The organism is Cellulomonas wangsupingiae (genome assembly GCF_024508275.1).
Lineage (GTDB): Bacteria > Actinomycetota > Actinomycetes > Actinomycetales > Cellulomonadaceae > Cellulomonas > Cellulomonas wangsupingiae.
The window spans coordinates 3,719,279-3,735,450 of sequence record NZ_CP101989.1; the positions used below are offsets into that span (position 1 = coordinate 3,719,279).

The 16,172-nt window shown below is 73.5% G+C and carries 17 protein-coding genes; 12 read left to right on the plus strand and 5 right to left on the minus strand.

The features are described 5' to 3' along the window. Positions 1 to 376: 376 nt before the first annotated feature. Complete coding sequence (locus NP075_RS17095; RefSeq protein ID WP_227565885.1) at positions 377 to 1,354, minus strand: bile acid:sodium symporter family protein; 978 nt, start codon at positions 1,352 to 1,354, stop codon at positions 377 to 379. Positions 1,355 to 1,550: 196 nt separating this feature from the next. Continuing rightward, positions 1,551 to 2,372 (minus strand): alpha/beta hydrolase, encoded by an 822-nt coding sequence (locus NP075_RS17100; RefSeq protein ID WP_227565886.1) that lies wholly within the window; start codon positions 2,370 to 2,372, stop codon positions 1,551 to 1,553. Positions 2,373 to 2,508: 136 nt separating this feature from the next. Between NP075_RS17100 and NP075_RS17105 the strand changes: the two genes are divergently transcribed. Together NP075_RS17105 and NP075_RS17110 are read left to right on the plus strand one after the other, a co-directional pair. Further along, complete coding sequence (locus NP075_RS17105) at positions 2,509 to 2,820, plus strand: hypothetical protein (RefSeq protein WP_227565901.1); 312 nt, start codon at positions 2,509 to 2,511, stop codon at positions 2,818 to 2,820. Between the two features lie 161 nt (positions 2,821 to 2,981). Continuing rightward, a complete protein-coding gene (locus tag NP075_RS17110; RefSeq protein WP_227565903.1) occupies positions 2,982 to 4,040 on the plus strand; it encodes a 5'-3' exonuclease in 1,059 nt (352 codons plus the stop codon). 12 nt (positions 4,041 to 4,052) lie between these two features. On the opposite strand, the gene NP075_RS17115 is transcribed toward NP075_RS17110, so the two are convergent. After that, positions 4,053 to 4,427 carry a glyoxalase superfamily protein gene (locus NP075_RS17115; RefSeq protein ID WP_227565904.1) on the minus strand — a complete coding sequence of 125 codons (375 nt, stop codon included), beginning with the start codon at positions 4,425 to 4,427 and terminating at the stop codon, positions 4,053 to 4,055. Between the two features lie 192 nt (positions 4,428 to 4,619). On the opposite strand from NP075_RS17115, the gene NP075_RS17120 reads away from it, so the two are divergent. The 4 genes from NP075_RS17120 (at position 4,620) to NP075_RS17135 (ending at position 7,132) form a co-directional block, all read left to right on the plus strand. Continuing rightward, complete coding sequence (locus NP075_RS17120; protein ID WP_227565905.1) at positions 4,620 to 5,387, plus strand: SDR family NAD(P)-dependent oxidoreductase; 768 nt, start codon at positions 4,620 to 4,622, stop codon at positions 5,385 to 5,387. Positions 5,388 to 5,443: 56 nt separating this feature from the next. Then, positions 5,444 to 6,379: an aldo/keto reductase gene (locus tag NP075_RS17125; protein ID WP_227565906.1), complete on the plus strand. Its 936-nt coding sequence runs from the start codon at positions 5,444 to 5,446 to the stop codon at positions 6,377 to 6,379. 104 nt (positions 6,380 to 6,483) lie between these two features. After that, positions 6,484 to 6,702, plus strand: coding sequence for an antitoxin (locus NP075_RS17130; protein ID WP_207339584.1), 219 nt, complete (start codon positions 6,484 to 6,486; stop codon positions 6,700 to 6,702). Beyond that, entirely contained in the window at positions 6,692 to 7,132 is a 441-nt protein-coding gene (locus NP075_RS17135; RefSeq protein ID WP_227565908.1) for a TA system VapC family ribonuclease toxin, read from the plus strand. The genes NP075_RS17130 and NP075_RS17135 overlap by 11 nt, the downstream gene beginning before the upstream one ends. Before the next feature lie 38 nt (positions 7,133 to 7,170). Here the strand turns inward: NP075_RS17135 and NP075_RS17140 are convergent, their stop codons facing one another. Further along, positions 7,171 to 7,878: a TetR/AcrR family transcriptional regulator gene (locus NP075_RS17140; RefSeq protein WP_227565910.1), complete on the minus strand. Its 708-nt coding sequence runs from the start codon at positions 7,876 to 7,878 to the stop codon at positions 7,171 to 7,173. A 78-nt stretch (positions 7,879 to 7,956) separates the two neighbouring features. On the opposite strand from NP075_RS17140, the gene NP075_RS17145 reads away from it, so the two are divergent. The 6 genes from NP075_RS17145 (at position 7,957) to NP075_RS17170 (ending at position 15,159) form a co-directional block, all read left to right on the plus strand. Then, complete coding sequence (locus NP075_RS17145; RefSeq protein WP_227565912.1) at positions 7,957 to 9,438, plus strand: MDR family MFS transporter; 1,482 nt, start codon at positions 7,957 to 7,959, stop codon at positions 9,436 to 9,438. A gap of 244 nt (positions 9,439 to 9,682) precedes the next feature. Then, positions 9,683 to 10,669 carry a polyphosphate polymerase domain-containing protein gene (locus NP075_RS17150; RefSeq protein WP_227565914.1) on the plus strand — a complete coding sequence of 329 codons (987 nt, stop codon included), beginning with the start codon at positions 9,683 to 9,685 and terminating at the stop codon, positions 10,667 to 10,669. Next, positions 10,666 to 11,337: a DUF4956 domain-containing protein gene (locus tag NP075_RS17155; RefSeq protein WP_227565916.1), complete on the plus strand. Its 672-nt coding sequence runs from the start codon at positions 10,666 to 10,668 to the stop codon at positions 11,335 to 11,337. The genes NP075_RS17150 and NP075_RS17155 overlap by 4 nt, the downstream gene beginning before the upstream one ends. Before the next feature lie 12 nt (positions 11,338 to 11,349). Continuing rightward, on the plus strand, positions 11,350 to 12,909 hold the full coding sequence (locus NP075_RS17160; RefSeq protein WP_227565917.1) for a CotH kinase family protein: 1,560 nt from the start codon (positions 11,350 to 11,352) through the stop codon (positions 12,907 to 12,909). Next, positions 12,899 to 13,597 (plus strand): TetR/AcrR family transcriptional regulator, encoded by a 699-nt coding sequence (locus NP075_RS17165; RefSeq protein WP_227565918.1) that lies wholly within the window; start codon positions 12,899 to 12,901, stop codon positions 13,595 to 13,597. Before NP075_RS17160 ends, NP075_RS17165 begins: the two co-directional genes overlap by 11 nt. 311 nt (positions 13,598 to 13,908) lie before the next feature. Then, complete coding sequence (locus NP075_RS17170) at positions 13,909 to 15,159, plus strand: ATP-grasp domain-containing protein (RefSeq protein WP_227565919.1); 1,251 nt, start codon at positions 13,909 to 13,911, stop codon at positions 15,157 to 15,159. 43 nt (positions 15,160 to 15,202) lie between these two features. Here the strand turns inward: NP075_RS17170 and NP075_RS17175 are convergent, their stop codons facing one another. Continuing rightward, entirely contained in the window at positions 15,203 to 16,168 is a 966-nt protein-coding gene (locus NP075_RS17175; protein ID WP_372456743.1) for a siderophore-interacting protein, read from the minus strand. Positions 16,169 to 16,172: the final 4 nt, after the last annotated feature.

The following is a 16,172-nucleotide window of genomic DNA, read 5'->3' on the forward strand; positions in this document are numbered from 1 at the left end:
ACCGCCCTGCCGATCCAGGCGGTCAGCGCGAACACGGCAGCCGTGCCGAGCAGGTAGACGATGTCGAGCACGCCGGTCTCCACTTCGGGATCGACCCCCGCCGCGGCGGGTGCCGGGGCACCCGCCCGGGCACCCGCAGCGATGCAACACCTCCGCGCGGCGCGCGGACCCGGTCCTCACGGAACCCATACGCCCGCGCCCGGACCCCTGACGACCTCCTGACACCCGCCGCACCCGGGCGGAGCCGGGGTCGGCGAGGCCTGCCTCGACGCCGCGACGCACGAGTGGCTCTGCTCCGGCGACACCCGCGACGTCGGCGAGTTGGCGCTCGCCGCCCTGCGGGCGGTCCGCGGGACCCGCTGACCGGCGCGGAGCGTCAGGCCGGGTCGGGAGCCGCGCCCGCGAGGCGGCGGGCGAGGACCGCGCAGACGACGATCTGCAGCTGGTGGAACGCGATGACCGGCAGCGCGACGCTCGCGGCGACCGCGGGCGCGAACAGCACCGCCGCCATCGGCAGGCCCGTCGCCGCGGACTTCTTCGACCCGCACATCAGCAGCGCGATGCGGTCGCCGCGGTCGAGGCCGAGGCGCGCGCCGCCCCACCACGTCAGCGCGAGCATCACGGCGAGCACGACGCCGCACACGACGAGCAGCGCCACGAACGTCCCGACCGTCAGGTCGTCCCAGGCACCCTCGGACTGCGCCTCGCTGACGGCGGTGAACACGACCAGCAGGATCGTCGCGCGGTCGGTCACCTTGGTGAGCCTGCCGTGCCGCCGCAGCCACCCGCCGATCCACGGCTGCACGCACTGGCCGACGACGAACGGCAGCAGCAGCTGCACGAGGATCCCGCTCACGGCGCTGCCGTCGAGCCCACCACCGGTGGCCCCGAGCAGCACGGCGACCAGCAGCGGCGTCAGCAGCACGCCCAGCACGTTGGAGATGGTCGCGCCGGTGATCGCCCCGGCGACGTTGCCCCGCGCGATCGACGTCATGACGACCGACGACTGCACGGTCGACGGCAGCACCGACAGGTAGAGCAGGCCGCGGCGCAGGTCGGGGTCGAGGACCGCGTCGGGCAGCAGCTGGACCGCCAGGCCGAGCACCGGGAAGACCAGGTACGTGGCCGCGAGCATCGACCCCTGCAGCCGGAACCGCCGCAGCCCGTCGACGACCTCCCGCGTCGGCATCCGCGCGCCGTACAGGAAGAACAGCAGGACGATCGCGCCGGTCCGCACGGTGTCCAGACCCGCGCCGACCCCGTCGGGGACGGGCACGACCAGCGCCAGGACGAGGACGCCGAGGATCATCGCGGTGAGCGGGTCGAGCCACCGCAGCCAGGTGGGAGTCCTCATGCGGAGCGACGGGAGCGGAGGCGGGGGCGGGGGCTCACCGGCACATCCTCGCGCACGCGCACCCGTCCGCGGCGCCCCGTCGCGCCCCTCGGCACGTCCGCACGCCCACCTGCGTCGGGCACCCGGGCGGCCCGACCACCCGTGCCGGCCGGGCGGTCGCCGACGCGCCCCCGCCGGACGCGACGACGTCGGCGGATCAGGCCGGGCGCGCCGCGCCCGCGTGCTCCAGGGCCCACGTCAGCGCCCGGTCGGCGACCGTCTCCCAGCCCGGCGCGGCGCACGTCCAGTGGTCACGCCCGGGGAAGGCGTGGAACTCCGTGATCGCGGGCGACGCGCCCCAGCGCCTGGCGTTCGACCTGTTCACGCTCGCCGGCATGATGTGGTCGGCCTCGCCGGCGAGGAACAGCAGCGGCGCGCGGTCCCCCGCGTAGTCGACCCACGTCTCCTGGTGGCCGGGCGTGAAGTTGGCCAGCAGCCCGTACGTCCAGATCCACGCGCCGGGCGCGGGGATGGCGTACCGCTCCCACGCCGCGCGCGAGTCCTCCTCGCTCAGGGTGTTGGCGAAGGCGTAGTGGAACTGCTCCGGGGTGAGGCCGACGGCGCGGTGCCGCGAGGCGGGGTTGCGCAGGGCCGGGAACAGCGAGCGGGCCTGGGACAGCGGGGTGACGCGCACCCCTTCGGTGGGCGCCGAGTTGATGACGACCCCGGCCGCCCCGAGGCCGCGCGCGAGCAGCAGCTGCGTGAGGGTCCCGCCGAACGAGTGGCCCATGATGATCGGCGGTGCGTCGAGGGCCTCGATCACGGCTGCCAGGTGGTCGACCGTCTCGGGGACGCCCAGCCGGGCGATGACGTCGGGGTCCTCCCGCAGCGCCTCCACCTCGATCTCGAACCCGGGGTAGCCCGGCGTGAGGACCCGCAGGCCCTTGCCCTCGTAGTACGGGACCCAGTGCTCCCAGCCACGCGGGGTCATCCACAGTCCGTGCACGAGCACGACCGTGTCGGGGGCGTCGTTCGTCATGGCGCAGTCCTCTCCGGCGTCGATGTCACGAGCTGGTGCGAGGTGCGCGGCCGGGTACCGGGCCGCAGGCGCGTGTCGTGCCGGTGTGCCCCGGCGCGACCGTTGATGCGACGACTATCCCGGCACGCCGCCCCGGGTGTCCAGGGTTGTGGGCGACGGGTGGGGACGGCCGCGCCGTGCCGCCTCCGGCGCGCGGGAGGTCGCGCTACCGTCGGTCGATGAGCGGGCACGCACGACCGCCCGCCGCCCGCCGCCCGTCGACGGCGTCCGCCGGCTGCGCATCGCGCCCGAGCACGTCGTCGACGTGTTCGTCTACGTCGTCGTCCTCGACCTGGCCCAGCAGTACGCGCCCCAGGTCATCACCGAGTCGTTCTCGATGTCGCTGCCGGCCGCGATCGTGCCGAAGCTCGTGCTGGGGGCCGTGCTCGCCGTGCTGGCGTCCACCTGACGAGATGCGTCCGTCGCGAGACCGGGCTCGGGTCGCGCACGGGCGCCCATGAGCCACCTGAGCCCGGTCTCGCGGCGGGGGTGTCCCGGGTCGTGGACGCGGACCAGGTCGCCGACGGCCTAGCCTGGGGGCATCCGAGAAAGGACCCGGCGCGACCACCCATGACGAAGACCCTGCTGGCCGTCGACGGCAACTCGCTCCTCCACCGGTCCTTCCACGCGCTGGCGGGCTCGCAGCTGCGGACCCGCGACGGGCAGGCCACGTGGGCGGTCAAGGGCGCGCTCTCGCAGATCCTCGGGGCCGTCGACCGGGTCGCCGCCGACGCCGTCGTCATCGGGTTCGACGACGCGGGCAACAACCGGCGCAAGACCGCGCACCCGCACTACAAGGCGCACCGCACCGAGAAGCCGGCGGACCTGGTCACCCAGCTCTCGCTCGCCGTGGACGTGTTCTGGTCCGCCGGGCTGCACGTCGTCATCCCGGACGGCCTCGAGGCCGACGACGTGCTCGCGTCGGCGGCGTCGACCGCCACCGCGGCCGGCTGGCACACCGTGGTCTGCACCTCCGACCGCGACGCGTTCGCCCTGGTCGACGACTCGACGTCGGTGCTGCGGATCATCAACGGCGGCGTCGAGGCCTCCCCCGTGCTGACCCCGGAGCGGCTGCGCATCCTGCTCGGCATCGACGCCGGGCAGTACCGCCAGTACGCGGCGATGCGCGGGGACGCGTCGGACAACCTCACCGGCATCCGCGGGATCGGCGAGAAGACCGGTATCGCGCTGCTGAACGCCTTCGGATCCGTCGAGGCCGCGTTCGCGGACGTCGACACCAACGGCGGCGCGCGCGTCGCCGAGGTCCTCGGCAAGGCGTGCGTGAAGAAGCTCGCGGACCCCGACGGGCGCGCGGCGTTCTGGGAGAACGTCGAGCTGATGACGATGCGCACCGACCTGGACCTGGAGATGGACCTGACCGCGGCGTCCGGCCCCGGGCTGCTGCCGGTGGACCCGCAAGGGCTGCACGACGCACTCGCCCGGGTCGAGTTCCACTCGCTGCAGTGGCTCGCAGCCCGCGTGCTCGCGTCCGCCGGCGACGACGCGGTCGCCGACGCCCCGGGCGCCGTCGTGGCACGCGCCCCGGAACCGGCGCGCGTGCCGGTCGCGGTCACCGCCGCCGCGGTGGACGTCGAGGACGACGCCGAGGACGACCTGACGCTCTTCTGAGCCCTCGGCCGGTCAGGAGGCCCGCGGCGGGAGCTGCTGCACCGACCACCGGTTGCCGTCGGGGTCGGTGAACCCCGTGAACCGGCCCCACGCGAGGTCCTCCACGGGTGGGGCGTCCACCCCGTGCGCGACGAGGTCCGCGTACGCCACGTCCGCGTCGTCGACGACGACCTGCAACCCCTGGACCGACCCGGGCGCGGCGTCGGTGAGGCCCTCGCCGAACGCGATCGAGCACGCCGACCCCTTCGGCGTGAGCTGGACGAACCTCAGGTCGTCGCTCACCCGCCTGTCGTGGTCGACGACGAAGCCGGCCTGCTCCGCGTAGAACGCCTTGGCCCGGTCCACGTCGCTCACCGGGAGGATCACCAGCTCCAGCCTGCACTCCATCGCCGACCCCCTGCAGCCGTGCCGCCGGACCGACCCCGGCGGCGGTCGAACCATCATCCCGCCGCCCACCGACACGACCGCCCGGTGCGCACGTGCGCGCCCGCGCCCCACGCGGCATCATGGCGCGCTCGGACTCCGCCCTCACCGGCGCGGCCACGTGTCCCCACCTCCCCAGCCGATCGGACGTGCCCCGTGACCCTGCCCGACCACACCACCGTCGAGGCCACCCGGGCCCTCCGCACCGTCGTCGTCTCCGGCGCCGGGACGGGCATGGGCCGCGCCGTGGCCGAACGCTTCCTCGCCGACGGTGCGACGGTCGTCGCCCTCGGGCGTCGCGCCGAGCCGCTGCACCGGCTGCGGGACGACCACCCGACGTCCGACGTCCAGGTCGTGCCGGCGGACCTCACCGACCCCGATGCGGTGCTGCGCGTCGTCGAGGCGCTCGACGGCCGGCCGGTGGACGTGCTCGTCAACAACGCCGGCGGCGTCGGCGGCGCCCCGGACCCCGGCCTGCACGGCCTGCTGGAGAGCTACCGCCGGACCGTCGACCAGAACCTGCTCTCGGCGATGCTGCTCACCGAGGCGTTGTGGCCGTCCCTCGCGCGGCCCGGCGGCCGCGTGGTCACGATCTGCTCGATCGCCGCGCAGCGCGGCGGTGGCGGCGCGTACGGCGCGGCCAAGGCCGGCCTCGTCGCCTGGGGCGCCGAGCTCGCCGGCCGCGGCGGCCCGGACGGCATCACCGTCAACACCGTCTCCCCCGGCTACGTCCAGGACACCGAGTTCTTCAGCACGCAGGGCCGGTCGCGGCGCCACGACGCACTGGTCGCCCAGACCCTGCTCGGTCGCGCCGGGACGCCGTCGGACGTCGCGGGTGCGGTGCACTACCTGGCGTCCGCGGACGCCGGCTGGGTCACGGGCCAGGTGCTGAGCGTCAACGGCGGGGCCGTCCTGGGACGCTGACGCCGCACAGGCCGCTGCCTCCACAGGTCGCGGCGGCGGACGGTGCAGGATGCAGCATGAAGACTCTCACTCTCCCGGGGACCGACGTCGTCGCCCCCAACGTCGTGCTCGGGCTCATGCGGATCGCCGAGAAGTCGGACGACGAGATCCGTGAGCTCGTGCGCACCGCCCGCGACGCGGGCATCGACTTCGTGGACCACGCCGACGTGTACGGCCGCGAGAAGCACGAGTGCGAGCGCCGGTTCGCCGACGCCATGGCGCTCACGCCGTCGCAGCGCGACGAGATCACGATCCAGACCAAGTGCGGGATCGTGCCCGAGGGGCCGTACTTCGACTTCTCGTACGAGCACATCATGGCGTCGGTCGAGGGATCGCTGCAGGCCCTGCGGACCGACCACGTCGACGTCCTGCTGCTGCACCGGCCCGACGCGCTCGTCGAGCCGGACGAGGTGGCGCGGGCGTTCGACGAGCTCGAGGCCGCCGGCAAGGTGCGGGCGTTCGGCGTCTCCAACCACACGCCGCGGCAGATCGACCTGCTCAAGCGGTCCGTGCGCCAGCCGCTCGTGGCCAACCAGGTGCAGCTGTCGATCACGCACGCCGCGCTGGTCGCCCAGGGTGTCGCCGGCAACATGGTGGCCGAGGACCAGTCCGTCACCCGGGACGGCGGCGGGCTGCTCGACTACTGCCGCCTGAACGACATCACCGTGCAGGCGTGGTCGCCGTTCCAGGCCGGGTTCTTCACCGGCACGTTCCTCGGCTCCCCGGAGTACCCGGAGCTCAACGCCGTGATCGACCGGCTCGCCGCGCAGTACGACGTGCCGGCCATCGCGATCGCCACGGCGTGGATCACGCGGCACCCCGCGCAGATGCAGGTGGTCCTCGGCACCACGACGCCGGAGCGCGTCGCAGGGGCGGCCCTCGGGTCGGACCTGCCGCTCACCCGGGCCGAGTGGTACGAGCTGTTCCGGGCCGCGGGGCACATCGTCCCCTGACCCACAGGCGTCTCGGAGCCCGGTCCGCATGCGTGCGGGCCGGGCTCCGTCGTGCTCAGCCGCGCACGGACAGGTCTCGGTGATGCGGTGATACCGTGATGCGCATGAGGACGACGCTCGAGATCGACGACCGGGTGCTGGCCGCCGCGCGCGCGATCGCCGAGCAGCAGAACGTGTCGATCGGACGCGCGATCTCCGACCTCGCCGAGCGTGCCCTCGAGGGCACCGCGCCCGCGTCGACCGTCCGGGGGTTCCCGGTCTTCCACGGCCCGGCGGGCCACGTGATCACCGACGAGATGGTCGCCGAGCACCGTGACGGCTGAACCCTGCTACCTGCTCGACGTGAACGTCCTCCTCGCGCTGGCCGCCGACGCGCACGTGCACCATCGCGCCGCGCACCGGTGGTTCGCCGACGTCACGGCGTGGGCCACGACCCCGGTCACCGAGTCGGCGTTCGTGCGCCTGCTGTCCACCCCGGCCGTTCTCGGTCGGACGGTCCTTCCCATCGAGGCGGTCGCGGCGCTGCGGCAGATGCGGACGGTCCCGGGTCACCGCTTCCTCCCGGACGACGCGTCGTTCGCGGACACCACGATCGACCTGACGCGCATGGTCGGACCGCGCCAGGTCACCGACTTCCACCTCGTCGGGCTCGCGCGCCGCACCGGCAGCACGCTCGCGACGCTCGATGCCAAGCTCCGTCGATCGCTCCACCCGGCAGACGCCCACCTCGTGAGCGTCGTCCCCGCGGCCTGAGAGCGACCGAGCAGCCCGACCGACCGGTTCGGTCCCGTCTATCCGTCGGCAGCGCCCGTGAAGTACTCGACCAGCCCCGACCGCACCTGCAGGTAGAGCGACCGGCTCGGCACCACCTCACCGCGCTCGGCGCGGCGCGCCCACTCGTCGTACGCCAGGCGCACGGCGGTGCCGATCGCGGTGACGACGGTGCGGGCGCGCAGCTCGTCGGGATGGTCGCTGGCGTGCAGCACGATCGTGGTGAGCTCCTGCACCTGCTCGGCGTCGCGGGCGAGGGCGCGGGCGAGCAGGTCCGGGTCGGCGAGGACGAGCCGGCGGACCCGCAGGACGCGCGCGTGGCTCGCCGCCGGCTGGGCGTCGAAGGCGTCGATCTGCGCGAGGAACGCCTGCTCGATCGCGCGGACGACGGCGGGACCCCGCTGGTCGACGCCACGCAAGCTCGCGATCAGCCGTTCCATCGAGTCGTCGTCGACGAACAGCGCGTTCTCCTTCGTCCCCGCGTGGCGGTAGAAGGTGCGCGGGGCGATGCCGGCGGCGTCGGCGATCGCCTCGACGCTCGTGGCCGGGACGCCCTGGCGCTCGAACAGGTCGAGCGCGGCGTCGGTGATGGCACGACGGGTCTCGCGGCGGCGGTGCTCGCGCAGCCCGCAGTCGGCGTCCGGGCCGTGGGTGACGACGCCGCGCTGCTGGCCCTCCGGGTCGAGCATCTGCTCATCCTCCCACCCCGCGACGATTGTGGCAGTCACTGCCATAGACTCGTCCGCCGGACGTCCGCGGTTCCCCAGGAACGCCGTCCACACCCCCACCGCCGACAGAGAGACCTCATGACGCTCGAGAACGACCTCCGTCCCGGCCGGCCCTCCACCCCGAGCGGGGCCCCCGCGATCCGCACCGGCCCCGTGATCGCGCTGCTCGTGGCCTCCGCGTTCGTCGTCATCCTCAACGAGACGATCATGGGCGTCGCCCTGCCCCGGCTGATGGTCGACCTCGACGTCACCGCCGCGACCGCGCAGTGGCTCACCACCGGCTTCCTGCTGACCATGTCGATCGTCATCCCGTGCACCGGCTACCTGCTGGCGCGGTTCCCCCTGCGGGGCCTGTTCTTCACGGCGATGTCGCTGTTCGCCACCGGCACCCTCGTCGCGGCGCTCGCGCCCGGCTTCGAGGTGCTGCTCGCCGGACGCGTCGTCCAGGCGTCCGGCACCGCGATCATGCTGCCGCTGCTGTTCACCACGGTGCTCAACGTCGTCCCCGCCACCCACCGCGGGCGCATGATGGGCGTCATCTCCATCGTCATCGCCGTCGCCCCGGCGATCGGCCCGACGGTGGCCGGCGCGATCCTGTCCGCGCTCGACTGGCGCTGGATGTTCTGGCTGGTGCTGCCCATCGCGCTGCTCGCCATCGCGCTCGGCGCCGTGTGGGTGCGCAACGTCACCGAGACGTCGCCGGCGACGTTCGACCCGCTGTCGGCACTGCTCGCGGCGGCCGGGTTCGGCGGCCTCATCTACGGGCTCAGCCTCGTCGGGGAGTCGGCCTCGGGGCACGCGCCCGTGGCGCCCGGGATCCCGGTCGCGGTCGGCGTCGTCGCGCTCATCGTGTTCGTGCGGCGTCAGCTGACCCTGCAGCGCACGGACTCCGCCTTCCTCGACCTGCGCACCTTCGCGTCGCGGTCCTTCAGCCTCGCCGTCGTGCTCGTCGTCGTCGTGATGTCGGCGCTGTTCGGCTCGCTCATCCTCCTGCCCCTGTACCTGCAGCAGGCGCTCGCGCTCGACACCCTGACCGTCGGCCTGATGATGCTGCCCGGCGGCGTCCTCATGGGCGTCATCGCGCCCGTGGTCGGGGCGCTGTTCGACCGCTACGGGCCGCGGCCGCTGGTCCTGCCCGGCATGGTCGTCGCCGCGGCCGCGCTGTGGGGCATGACGACGTTCGGCATGGACACGGCCATCTGGTGGATCGTGGCCGTGCACATGACCCTCAACCTGGGGCTCGGCTTCGTCTTCACCCCGCTGCTGACCTCGGCGCTCGGGTCGCTGCCGCGCGCCCTGTACTCCCACGGCAGCGCGATCACCAGCACCCTGCAGCAGGTCGCCGGCGCGGCCGGCACCGCGCTGTTCGTCACGCTGATGTCCGTCGGAGCCGCCGGTGCGGCAGCCACGGGTGCCGACCCGGCCGAGGCGATGGCGGCCGGCGTGCACCGCGCGTTCGTCGTCGGGGCGGTCATCGCCAGCGTCGCCGTGGTGCTCACGCTGTTCGTGCGGAAGCCTGCGGAGGTCGAGGCGGAGGGCCCGGTGCTCGTCGGGCACTAGAGCCACAGGGCCGCTGACCCTCTGGGACCGCTCGTCGCGGCGGGCCCGCTGACGCAGCCGCGGCTCTCCCGCCGTCGCCGCAGGCGACACGACGGACCGGCATCGACCCCTCGCTGGAGTGGATGCCGGTCCGTCTCCACGTTCTCAGGAGCCTCAAAGGGTCGACCCACATGCTGCGGACTCCCGATGTTCATCCGCCGGCGCGTCACCGTTCACCGCCGGCCGGACCGAGAGGACCGCGCCCGTGCGACGCCTGTACCGACGCGCAGCCGAGACCCCCGGTGCCGGGCCGGACGCGACGGACGACGGTCCGGTCGCGACCGTCGCCAGCACCGCCCGCACCGACACCGCCAGCCGCCTGCACGCGTTCAACCGGTTCGAGATCAAGTACCTCGTGCCGCAGACCCAGGCCGACGAGATCCGGGCCGAGCTGGGTCGGCACATGGACGAGGACGCCTACTCCGGCGCGAGCGGCTACCCGATCACGAGCCTCTACTACGACACCCGGGGCCTGAGGTTCTACTGGGAGAAGATCGAGGGGCTGAGGTTCCGGCGCAAGCTGCGGGTCCGGCACTACGGCACGGCGGACGACCTGACCGCGGACTCGACGGTCTTCGTCGAGATCAAGCAGCGGGTCAACCGGGTCACCCAGAAGCGGCGGGTGTGCCTGCCCTACCGTGACGCCCTGCGGTTGTGCTCACCGCAGGGGTACGCGCCGGTCGGCGGGACCAGCAGCCGTGAACGCGCCTTCCTGGACGAGGTGGCCACCCTCGTCGGTGAGCTCGAGCTGCGCCCGACCGTGACGACGGCCTACCACCGCGAGGCGTGGGTGGGACGGGAAGCCGATCTGGGCCTGCGCATCACGCTCGACAGCCGGCTGCGCGGGCGGGATCGCGACTTCCACCTCTCCTCGGAGAGCCTGAACCGCCTCACGCTGCCCCCGGGGCTGTCGATCCTGGAGGTGAAGGCCGACGAACGCGTCCCGGCGTGGGTCACGGACGCGGCGGCCCGGATGGACCTGGACCTGGTCCGGATCTCCAAGTACTGCCAGAGCGTGCAGGCCTTCGGTCTCGCGCCCCGCTCCCTCATGCACGTCCCCGACGGGGTGGACGACCTCCTGCGCCCCGCTCCGGACGAGGCCCTCGGCCGACTCCACGTCACACCGGCACGCCCGACCACCCCGACCGGCGTCGACGACGCCCCGACCCGACAAGGCGCACCCACCCGATGAACCTCACCGACCTGAGCGGTACCTTCTCCGTCTTCGACGTCGCGGCGACGCTGGCGCTCTCGTTCGTCCTGTCCGCCGCCATCGGCTGGGTCTACCAGCGGACGCACCGCAACATCTCCTACAGCCAGTCCTACGTCCAGACCCTCGTCGTCATCGGCATGGTCGTCGCCGTCATCATGCTCGTCGTCGGGTCGAACATCGCGCGTGCGTTCGCGCTGGTCGGCGCGCTCTCGGTGATCCGCTTCCGCAACGCGATCAAGGAGACCCGCGACGTCGGGTTCATCTTCCTCGTGATGGCGATCGGCATGGCGGTCGGCACACGCTTCTACCTGCTGGCGGCGGTGGCGACGGCCTTCATCCTGCTGGTCGTCTTCCTCATGCAGCGTTTCGACTGGTTCAAGCTCGACATCCAGCGCCAGGTGGTCAAGGTGCAGGTACCTCCCGAGGCGCGCTACCAGCAGGACGTCGCCGACGTGCTCGTCCGCATGACCCTGGAGTTCGAGCTGGTGAGCGTGGAGACCGTGCGGGGAGGTGCGCTGACCGAGCTCTTCTACTCGGTACGCCTCAAGCCGGGCGTCACGACCACGGAGATCATCGGCGCGCTGAGCGAGATCAACTCCGGGCAGAAGGTCACCGTCCTGACCGGGTACGACCAGTCGGACATGTGAGGACGGGGCAGCATGAGTCGCGCAGACCTCCGCAGGCGTCTCCCCGTGCCGCTGCGTCAGCACTGGAAGCCGCTGGCAGCAGGGTTGGCAGGCATCGCCGTCGCCCTCACGGTCTTCGGTGACGTGACGATCCGGCCCTACTCCACGAGCACGGCCGCCGTCCCCGACGAGGAACGCGTCACCGAGGACGTCGAGGGCACGGTCGACCTCTTCGATGCCACCGCCGAGCACCAGATCGCGCTGTCCTACTCCCAGGACGACTACGACCGGATGCTCGACGCCTACTTCACCGAGGGCGAGAAGGAGTGGATGACCGCCGACATCACGATCGACGGCACCACGATCGACTCCGCAGCAATCCGCCTGAAAGGCAACTCCACCCTCTCGTCCCTGGTCGACGACCGGGAGGGGTCCGCGACCCAGGGCGAGCGCGCCCCAGGAGGGCTCGGCGGCATGAGCGGCGGTCAGATGCCGGGCGGAGGCGGAGAGATGCCACAGATGCCGGGCGGCGGCGGACGAGGCCCGGGCGGCGGATTCGCCGGTACGGGACTCGCGCTGAGCACGCAGGAGCCGGAGAACCTGCCGCTGCTCGTCAGCTTCGACGAGAACCGGCCCGGGCGCGCCTACCAGGGCATGACCGAGCTGGCGATCCGCCCGGCGAGCGCCGCAGCCGCGTCGTCGCTCAACGAGGCGGTCGCGCTGGAGCTGACGAAGCGGTCCGGGCAACCGACGCAGGACTACGCGTACACGACCTACGCCGTGAACGACCGCCCCGCGACGACACGCCTGGTCGTGCAGAACCCCGACCCGCAGTACGCCGCCGGCCTCGAGGGCGACGGAGTGCTCTACAAGGTGCTGTCCACGAGCTCCTTCACCTACCAGGGCGATGACCAGACGGCGTACGCCGACGACTTCACCCAGGTCAACCTCCGGGGAAGCCACGACCTGCAGCCGATCGTGTCCTTCCTGGAGTGGCTCGACGGTGCGTCCGACGAGGAGTTCGCCCAGGAGCTGGACCAGTGGGTCGACGTCGGGTCGTTCGCGACCTACCTGGCCACCCAGGACGTGCTCGGGAACATGGACACGTTCTCGGGTCCCGGCCGGAACGCCTACCTGTACCACGACCTGGGCACCGGGCTGATCAGCGTCGTCTCGTGGGACCTGAACCTGGCCCTGGGCGGCATGTCGATGCCGGGCGCGGGCGGCGGACCCGGTGGCGGCGACGGCTCGGTCCGACCGGGCGCGCCTGGTGGCGCCGCCCTGCCGGCTCCGCCGGAGGGTGTCGAGCTGCCCGAGGGCGCACGGCCCGGCGCACCGGGCGGCGGACGGGGACCAGAAGCCATGGGAGGAAACGCGCTCGTGACCCGGTTCGAGGCGAGTGCCGACTTCTCGGCTCTCGTCGACGCGGCGATCGCGGAGCTGCGGGCCGAGTGGCTCGACAGCGGCCAGGCCGGCCGGGTCGTCGAGGAGGTCGCCTCGCGGGTGCCGGTCACCGACGGGGTGGACCAGGCGACGATCGACGCCGACGCCCAGGCGGTCATGTCCCGGCTGGGTGTCGACGATGCTCCCTGACCGGGACGACGAGCCGCTCGGGCTGCGGGAGCGCAAGCGCGCCACGGCCCGGGCGCGCGTCGAGCAGGTCGCCGTCGACCTGTGCCTGGAGCACGGCTACGGCTCCGTCACCGTCGCGCAGATCTGCGCAGCCGCCGGGATCGCGCAGAGCACCTTCTTCACCTACTTCGGCAGCAAGGACGCGGCGATCCTGGGGCGACCGCCGGTGCCCTCGCCCGAAGCGGTCGACGCGTTCGTCGAGGCGGACGGGCCCCTGCTCGGGGACCTGCTGACGCTCCTGACCGTGGGCGCCCGCGACGCCGTGAGCGACCTCGCCCTCTTCCGCCGCAGGTTCGAGCTGGTCGACAGCGACGCCCGGCTCAGAGCCCGGGAGGCCCGACGCGCGGAGGTGGCCCCGTGGCAGGCGGACGTGGTCGCCCGGCGGCTGCGACGGCGCGGCGACCTGACCGCGGCGGAGATCGCGGAGCAGGCGCAGATGGCGGCGGGCCTGGCCCTCAGCATCCTGCGGCACACGTTCTGGTCCGTCCGGACCGCACCGGGGACCGAGTGGAACGACCGCCTCCGGCGCAGCCACTCCCTCGCGCGCGCGCTCCTGCAGGGGTCACCGCAGAGCGCACCGCGTGGCGCGGCTGCCTCCAGGGCCTCGCGTCCCGGGGCCGGTGGCGGCACCCGCCCTCGGAGTGGATGAGCGCGACGACTCCGGGACCAGGGTGGAACGCGCGCCACGCGCGCCTCCGACCGGGCGACCGGGGTGACCGATCGATCCGGTTCGTCGCTTCCTGCACCTAGAGTCGTGCCACATTTCGACCCCCGACCGTGAGGCCCAGGCAACCGCCATGACGGTGACCACCACCACACTCGGCCGTGACGCGACCGCCGCGCGCGGTCGCGGCGACGGCGCTCGACGCGGCGACCGGGTGCCGCAGGTCGTCCCAGGACGACCGGACCCTGCCGGCGCGCTCGCCGCCGGTCGGTTGCCGGTGCCGTCGGGAGGCACCGGTGGCTGACTCCTCGGCCGGGTCGTTGAACGGGCGCCCGCGCGTGTTCGTGCTCCACTCGCGCCAGCCCCTCACGACGGACCCGGCCGAGGCGTTCCCGCGCGACCGGTTCGAGGTCGTCGTCCTGACCGACGCCGACCCCGCGACCGTGCTCCGCGAGGACGTCGCGGCGTCGGTCGAGGTCGTGCACGCCGGGCGGGACGCGTGGGAGGCCGTCGTGCGGGCGGCGGGTGGCGCGGAGGTCGTCAGCAACGACGAGTACTGCCTCGTCGAGTGCGCACGGCTGCGGGCGGCAACGGGTCTGCCCGCACGGCACCCCGCGCGCCTCGACGGGTACCGCGACAAGGTCCTCATGAAGCGGCGGCTCGAGGCCGCGGGCGTCCCGGTCCCCCGGCACCTGACCTTCGAGCCGACCGTCACGTCCTCCCGCGCCGTCGCGGACCGCGTCGTCGGGACCGTCGGCCTGCCCGCCGTGGTGAAGCCGCGCCGCGAGGCGAACTCGCGAGGCGTCGAGGTGCTGGCCGACGCCGAGGCCGTCCGCGCGTGGCTCGCCCGGCACGACGGTGAGGCGGGGTGGCAGGTCGACGAGTTCGTGGCCGGGGACCTCGGCCACGTCAACGCGCTCGTCCACCAGGGCGACGTCCGCCCCGTCCAGGCGGGGCGCTACCTGGGGCCGCTGCTCGGGTTCGAGCGCGGCCGGGTGCTGGGCGGGTGGACCCTGCCGGCCGACAGCCCGCAGGCCATGGCGGCGCACGAGCTGAACGAGCGCGTCGTGGCCGCCCTGGGGTCGGACGGTGACTTCGTCGTCCACACGGAGTTCGCGACGACGCCCGACGGTCGGCTCGTCGTCCTGGAGACCGCCGCGCGCGCTCCCGGCGCCGCCGTCTCCGAGCTCGCACGCGTGCACGCCGGCACCCAGCTCGAGGTCGCGCACCTGCGGCTCCAGGCGGGGCTGCCCGTCCCGGAGCCGGACCGCTCGGGCGGGCTCCATGCCGGCTGGCTGTGGCTGCCGGTGGAGCCGGGTCAGCGCTGGGCCGGTGTCCCCGACGTCGCTCGGGCCCTCGGGAGCGAGGTCGAGGTGCACGTGTTCCGGGTGGGACGCGACGGCAACGCCGGCGAGGACGTCCGGCTCGGCGCTGCGGTCCTGCTGACGAGCGCCGACCCCGTCGCGGTCGATGTCGACGTCCTGCGCCGCGCGCCGTGGTTCCGCACGGCGGACGCGCTGGGTGGAGCCTCAGCGGTCACCCGCTGACCCCGCGTCACCCGCCTCCGTCAGGATTCCGGCGGCCTCGGGCTCAGATCCCCTCGCACTTCCCCTGCCGCCAGTACCCCATGAACGCCACGGCCTTGCGGTCCACGCCGCACTCGCGCACCAGGTGCCGCCGCAGCGTCTTGATGACGCCGGCCTCGCCCGCGAGCCACGCGTACAGGTGCGCCTCGGCGGCCAGGGCGGCGCCGGTGGTGTAGTCGATCGGCACCTCCCACAGCATGTCGTGGTCGACGTCGACGTCCTCGAGGACGGCGTCGGGGACGGGCGCCTGACCCGGCAGCAGGCGGGCGCACGCGGCCTGGACGGCGGGCACGAGCAGGTCGCCGTGGGCGCGGCCGTCGCGGCCGAGCCAGTGGATGCGCACCCCTTCAGGGGCGTCGAGCGCGAGCCGGTCGTCGGACCACGGCATCTCGACGAGCACCTCGCCACGGGCGTCGCGCGGCAACCGCTCGACGATGCCGGCGATGGCGGGCAGCGCGGTCTCGTCTCCGGCGATCAGCAGGCGGTCGGTGCGGGCCGGGGGGACGAAGTCGACGCCGCCGTGCGGGCCGACGTGGTCGGCGTTGGGGCCCATGACGACCAGCTCGTCGCCGACCTGCGCGGTCGTCGCCCAGCGCGACGCCGGCCCGGCGTCGCCGTGCAGCACGATGTCGACGTCGAGCTCACGGGGGTGCGGACGCACGCCGCGGGCGGTGTAGGTGCGCATGGGGTGACGGCGGTCGTCGGGCAGCGCGCGCCACGTGCCGTACCAGTCGCCCGTGCGGCCGAGGTCCATGAGGTCGGCGTACGGGGAACCCGTGACCGGCAGGAAGAACTTGATGCGCTGGTCGAACCCGTTGTCCGCGAAGCGGTCGAGGTCGTCGCCGGTGAACGTGACGCGCAGCAGGCTGGGGCACAGCCGCTGCAGCGCGACGACGCGCACGTGGAACATCCGGAACGGGGACGCCGGGGGTGCGGTCGTCTCGACGGTCGTCGCCGTGGCCTCGGTCACGCCG

Coding starts and splice junctions, on each gene's coding strand:
- NP075_RS17115 (WP_227565904.1), bottom strand. CDS start 4,427: ATGGAGTGCAGGCTGGAGCTGGTGATCCTCCCGGTGAGCGACGTGGAC.
- NP075_RS17165 (WP_227565918.1), top strand. CDS start 12,899: ATGCTCCCTGACCGGGACGACGAGCCGCTCGGGCTGCGGGAGCGCAAG.
- NP075_RS17155 (WP_227565916.1), top strand. CDS start 10,666: ATGAACCTCACCGACCTGAGCGGTACCTTCTCCGTCTTCGACGTCGCG.
- NP075_RS17110 (WP_227565903.1), top strand. CDS start 2,982: ATGACGAAGACCCTGCTGGCCGTCGACGGCAACTCGCTCCTCCACCGG.
- NP075_RS17130 (WP_207339584.1), top strand. CDS start 6,484: ATGAGGACGACGCTCGAGATCGACGACCGGGTGCTGGCCGCCGCGCGC.
- NP075_RS17100 (WP_227565886.1), bottom strand. CDS start 2,372: ATGACGAACGACGCCCCCGACACGGTCGTGCTCGTGCACGGACTGTGG.
- NP075_RS17125 (WP_227565906.1), top strand. CDS start 5,444: ATGAAGACTCTCACTCTCCCGGGGACCGACGTCGTCGCCCCCAACGTC.
- NP075_RS17145 (WP_227565912.1), top strand. CDS start 7,957: ATGACGCTCGAGAACGACCTCCGTCCCGGCCGGCCCTCCACCCCGAGC.
- NP075_RS17160 (WP_227565917.1), top strand. CDS start 11,350: ATGAGTCGCGCAGACCTCCGCAGGCGTCTCCCCGTGCCGCTGCGTCAG.
- NP075_RS17095 (WP_227565885.1), bottom strand. CDS start 1,354: ATGAGGACTCCCACCTGGCTGCGGTGGCTCGACCCGCTCACCGCGATG.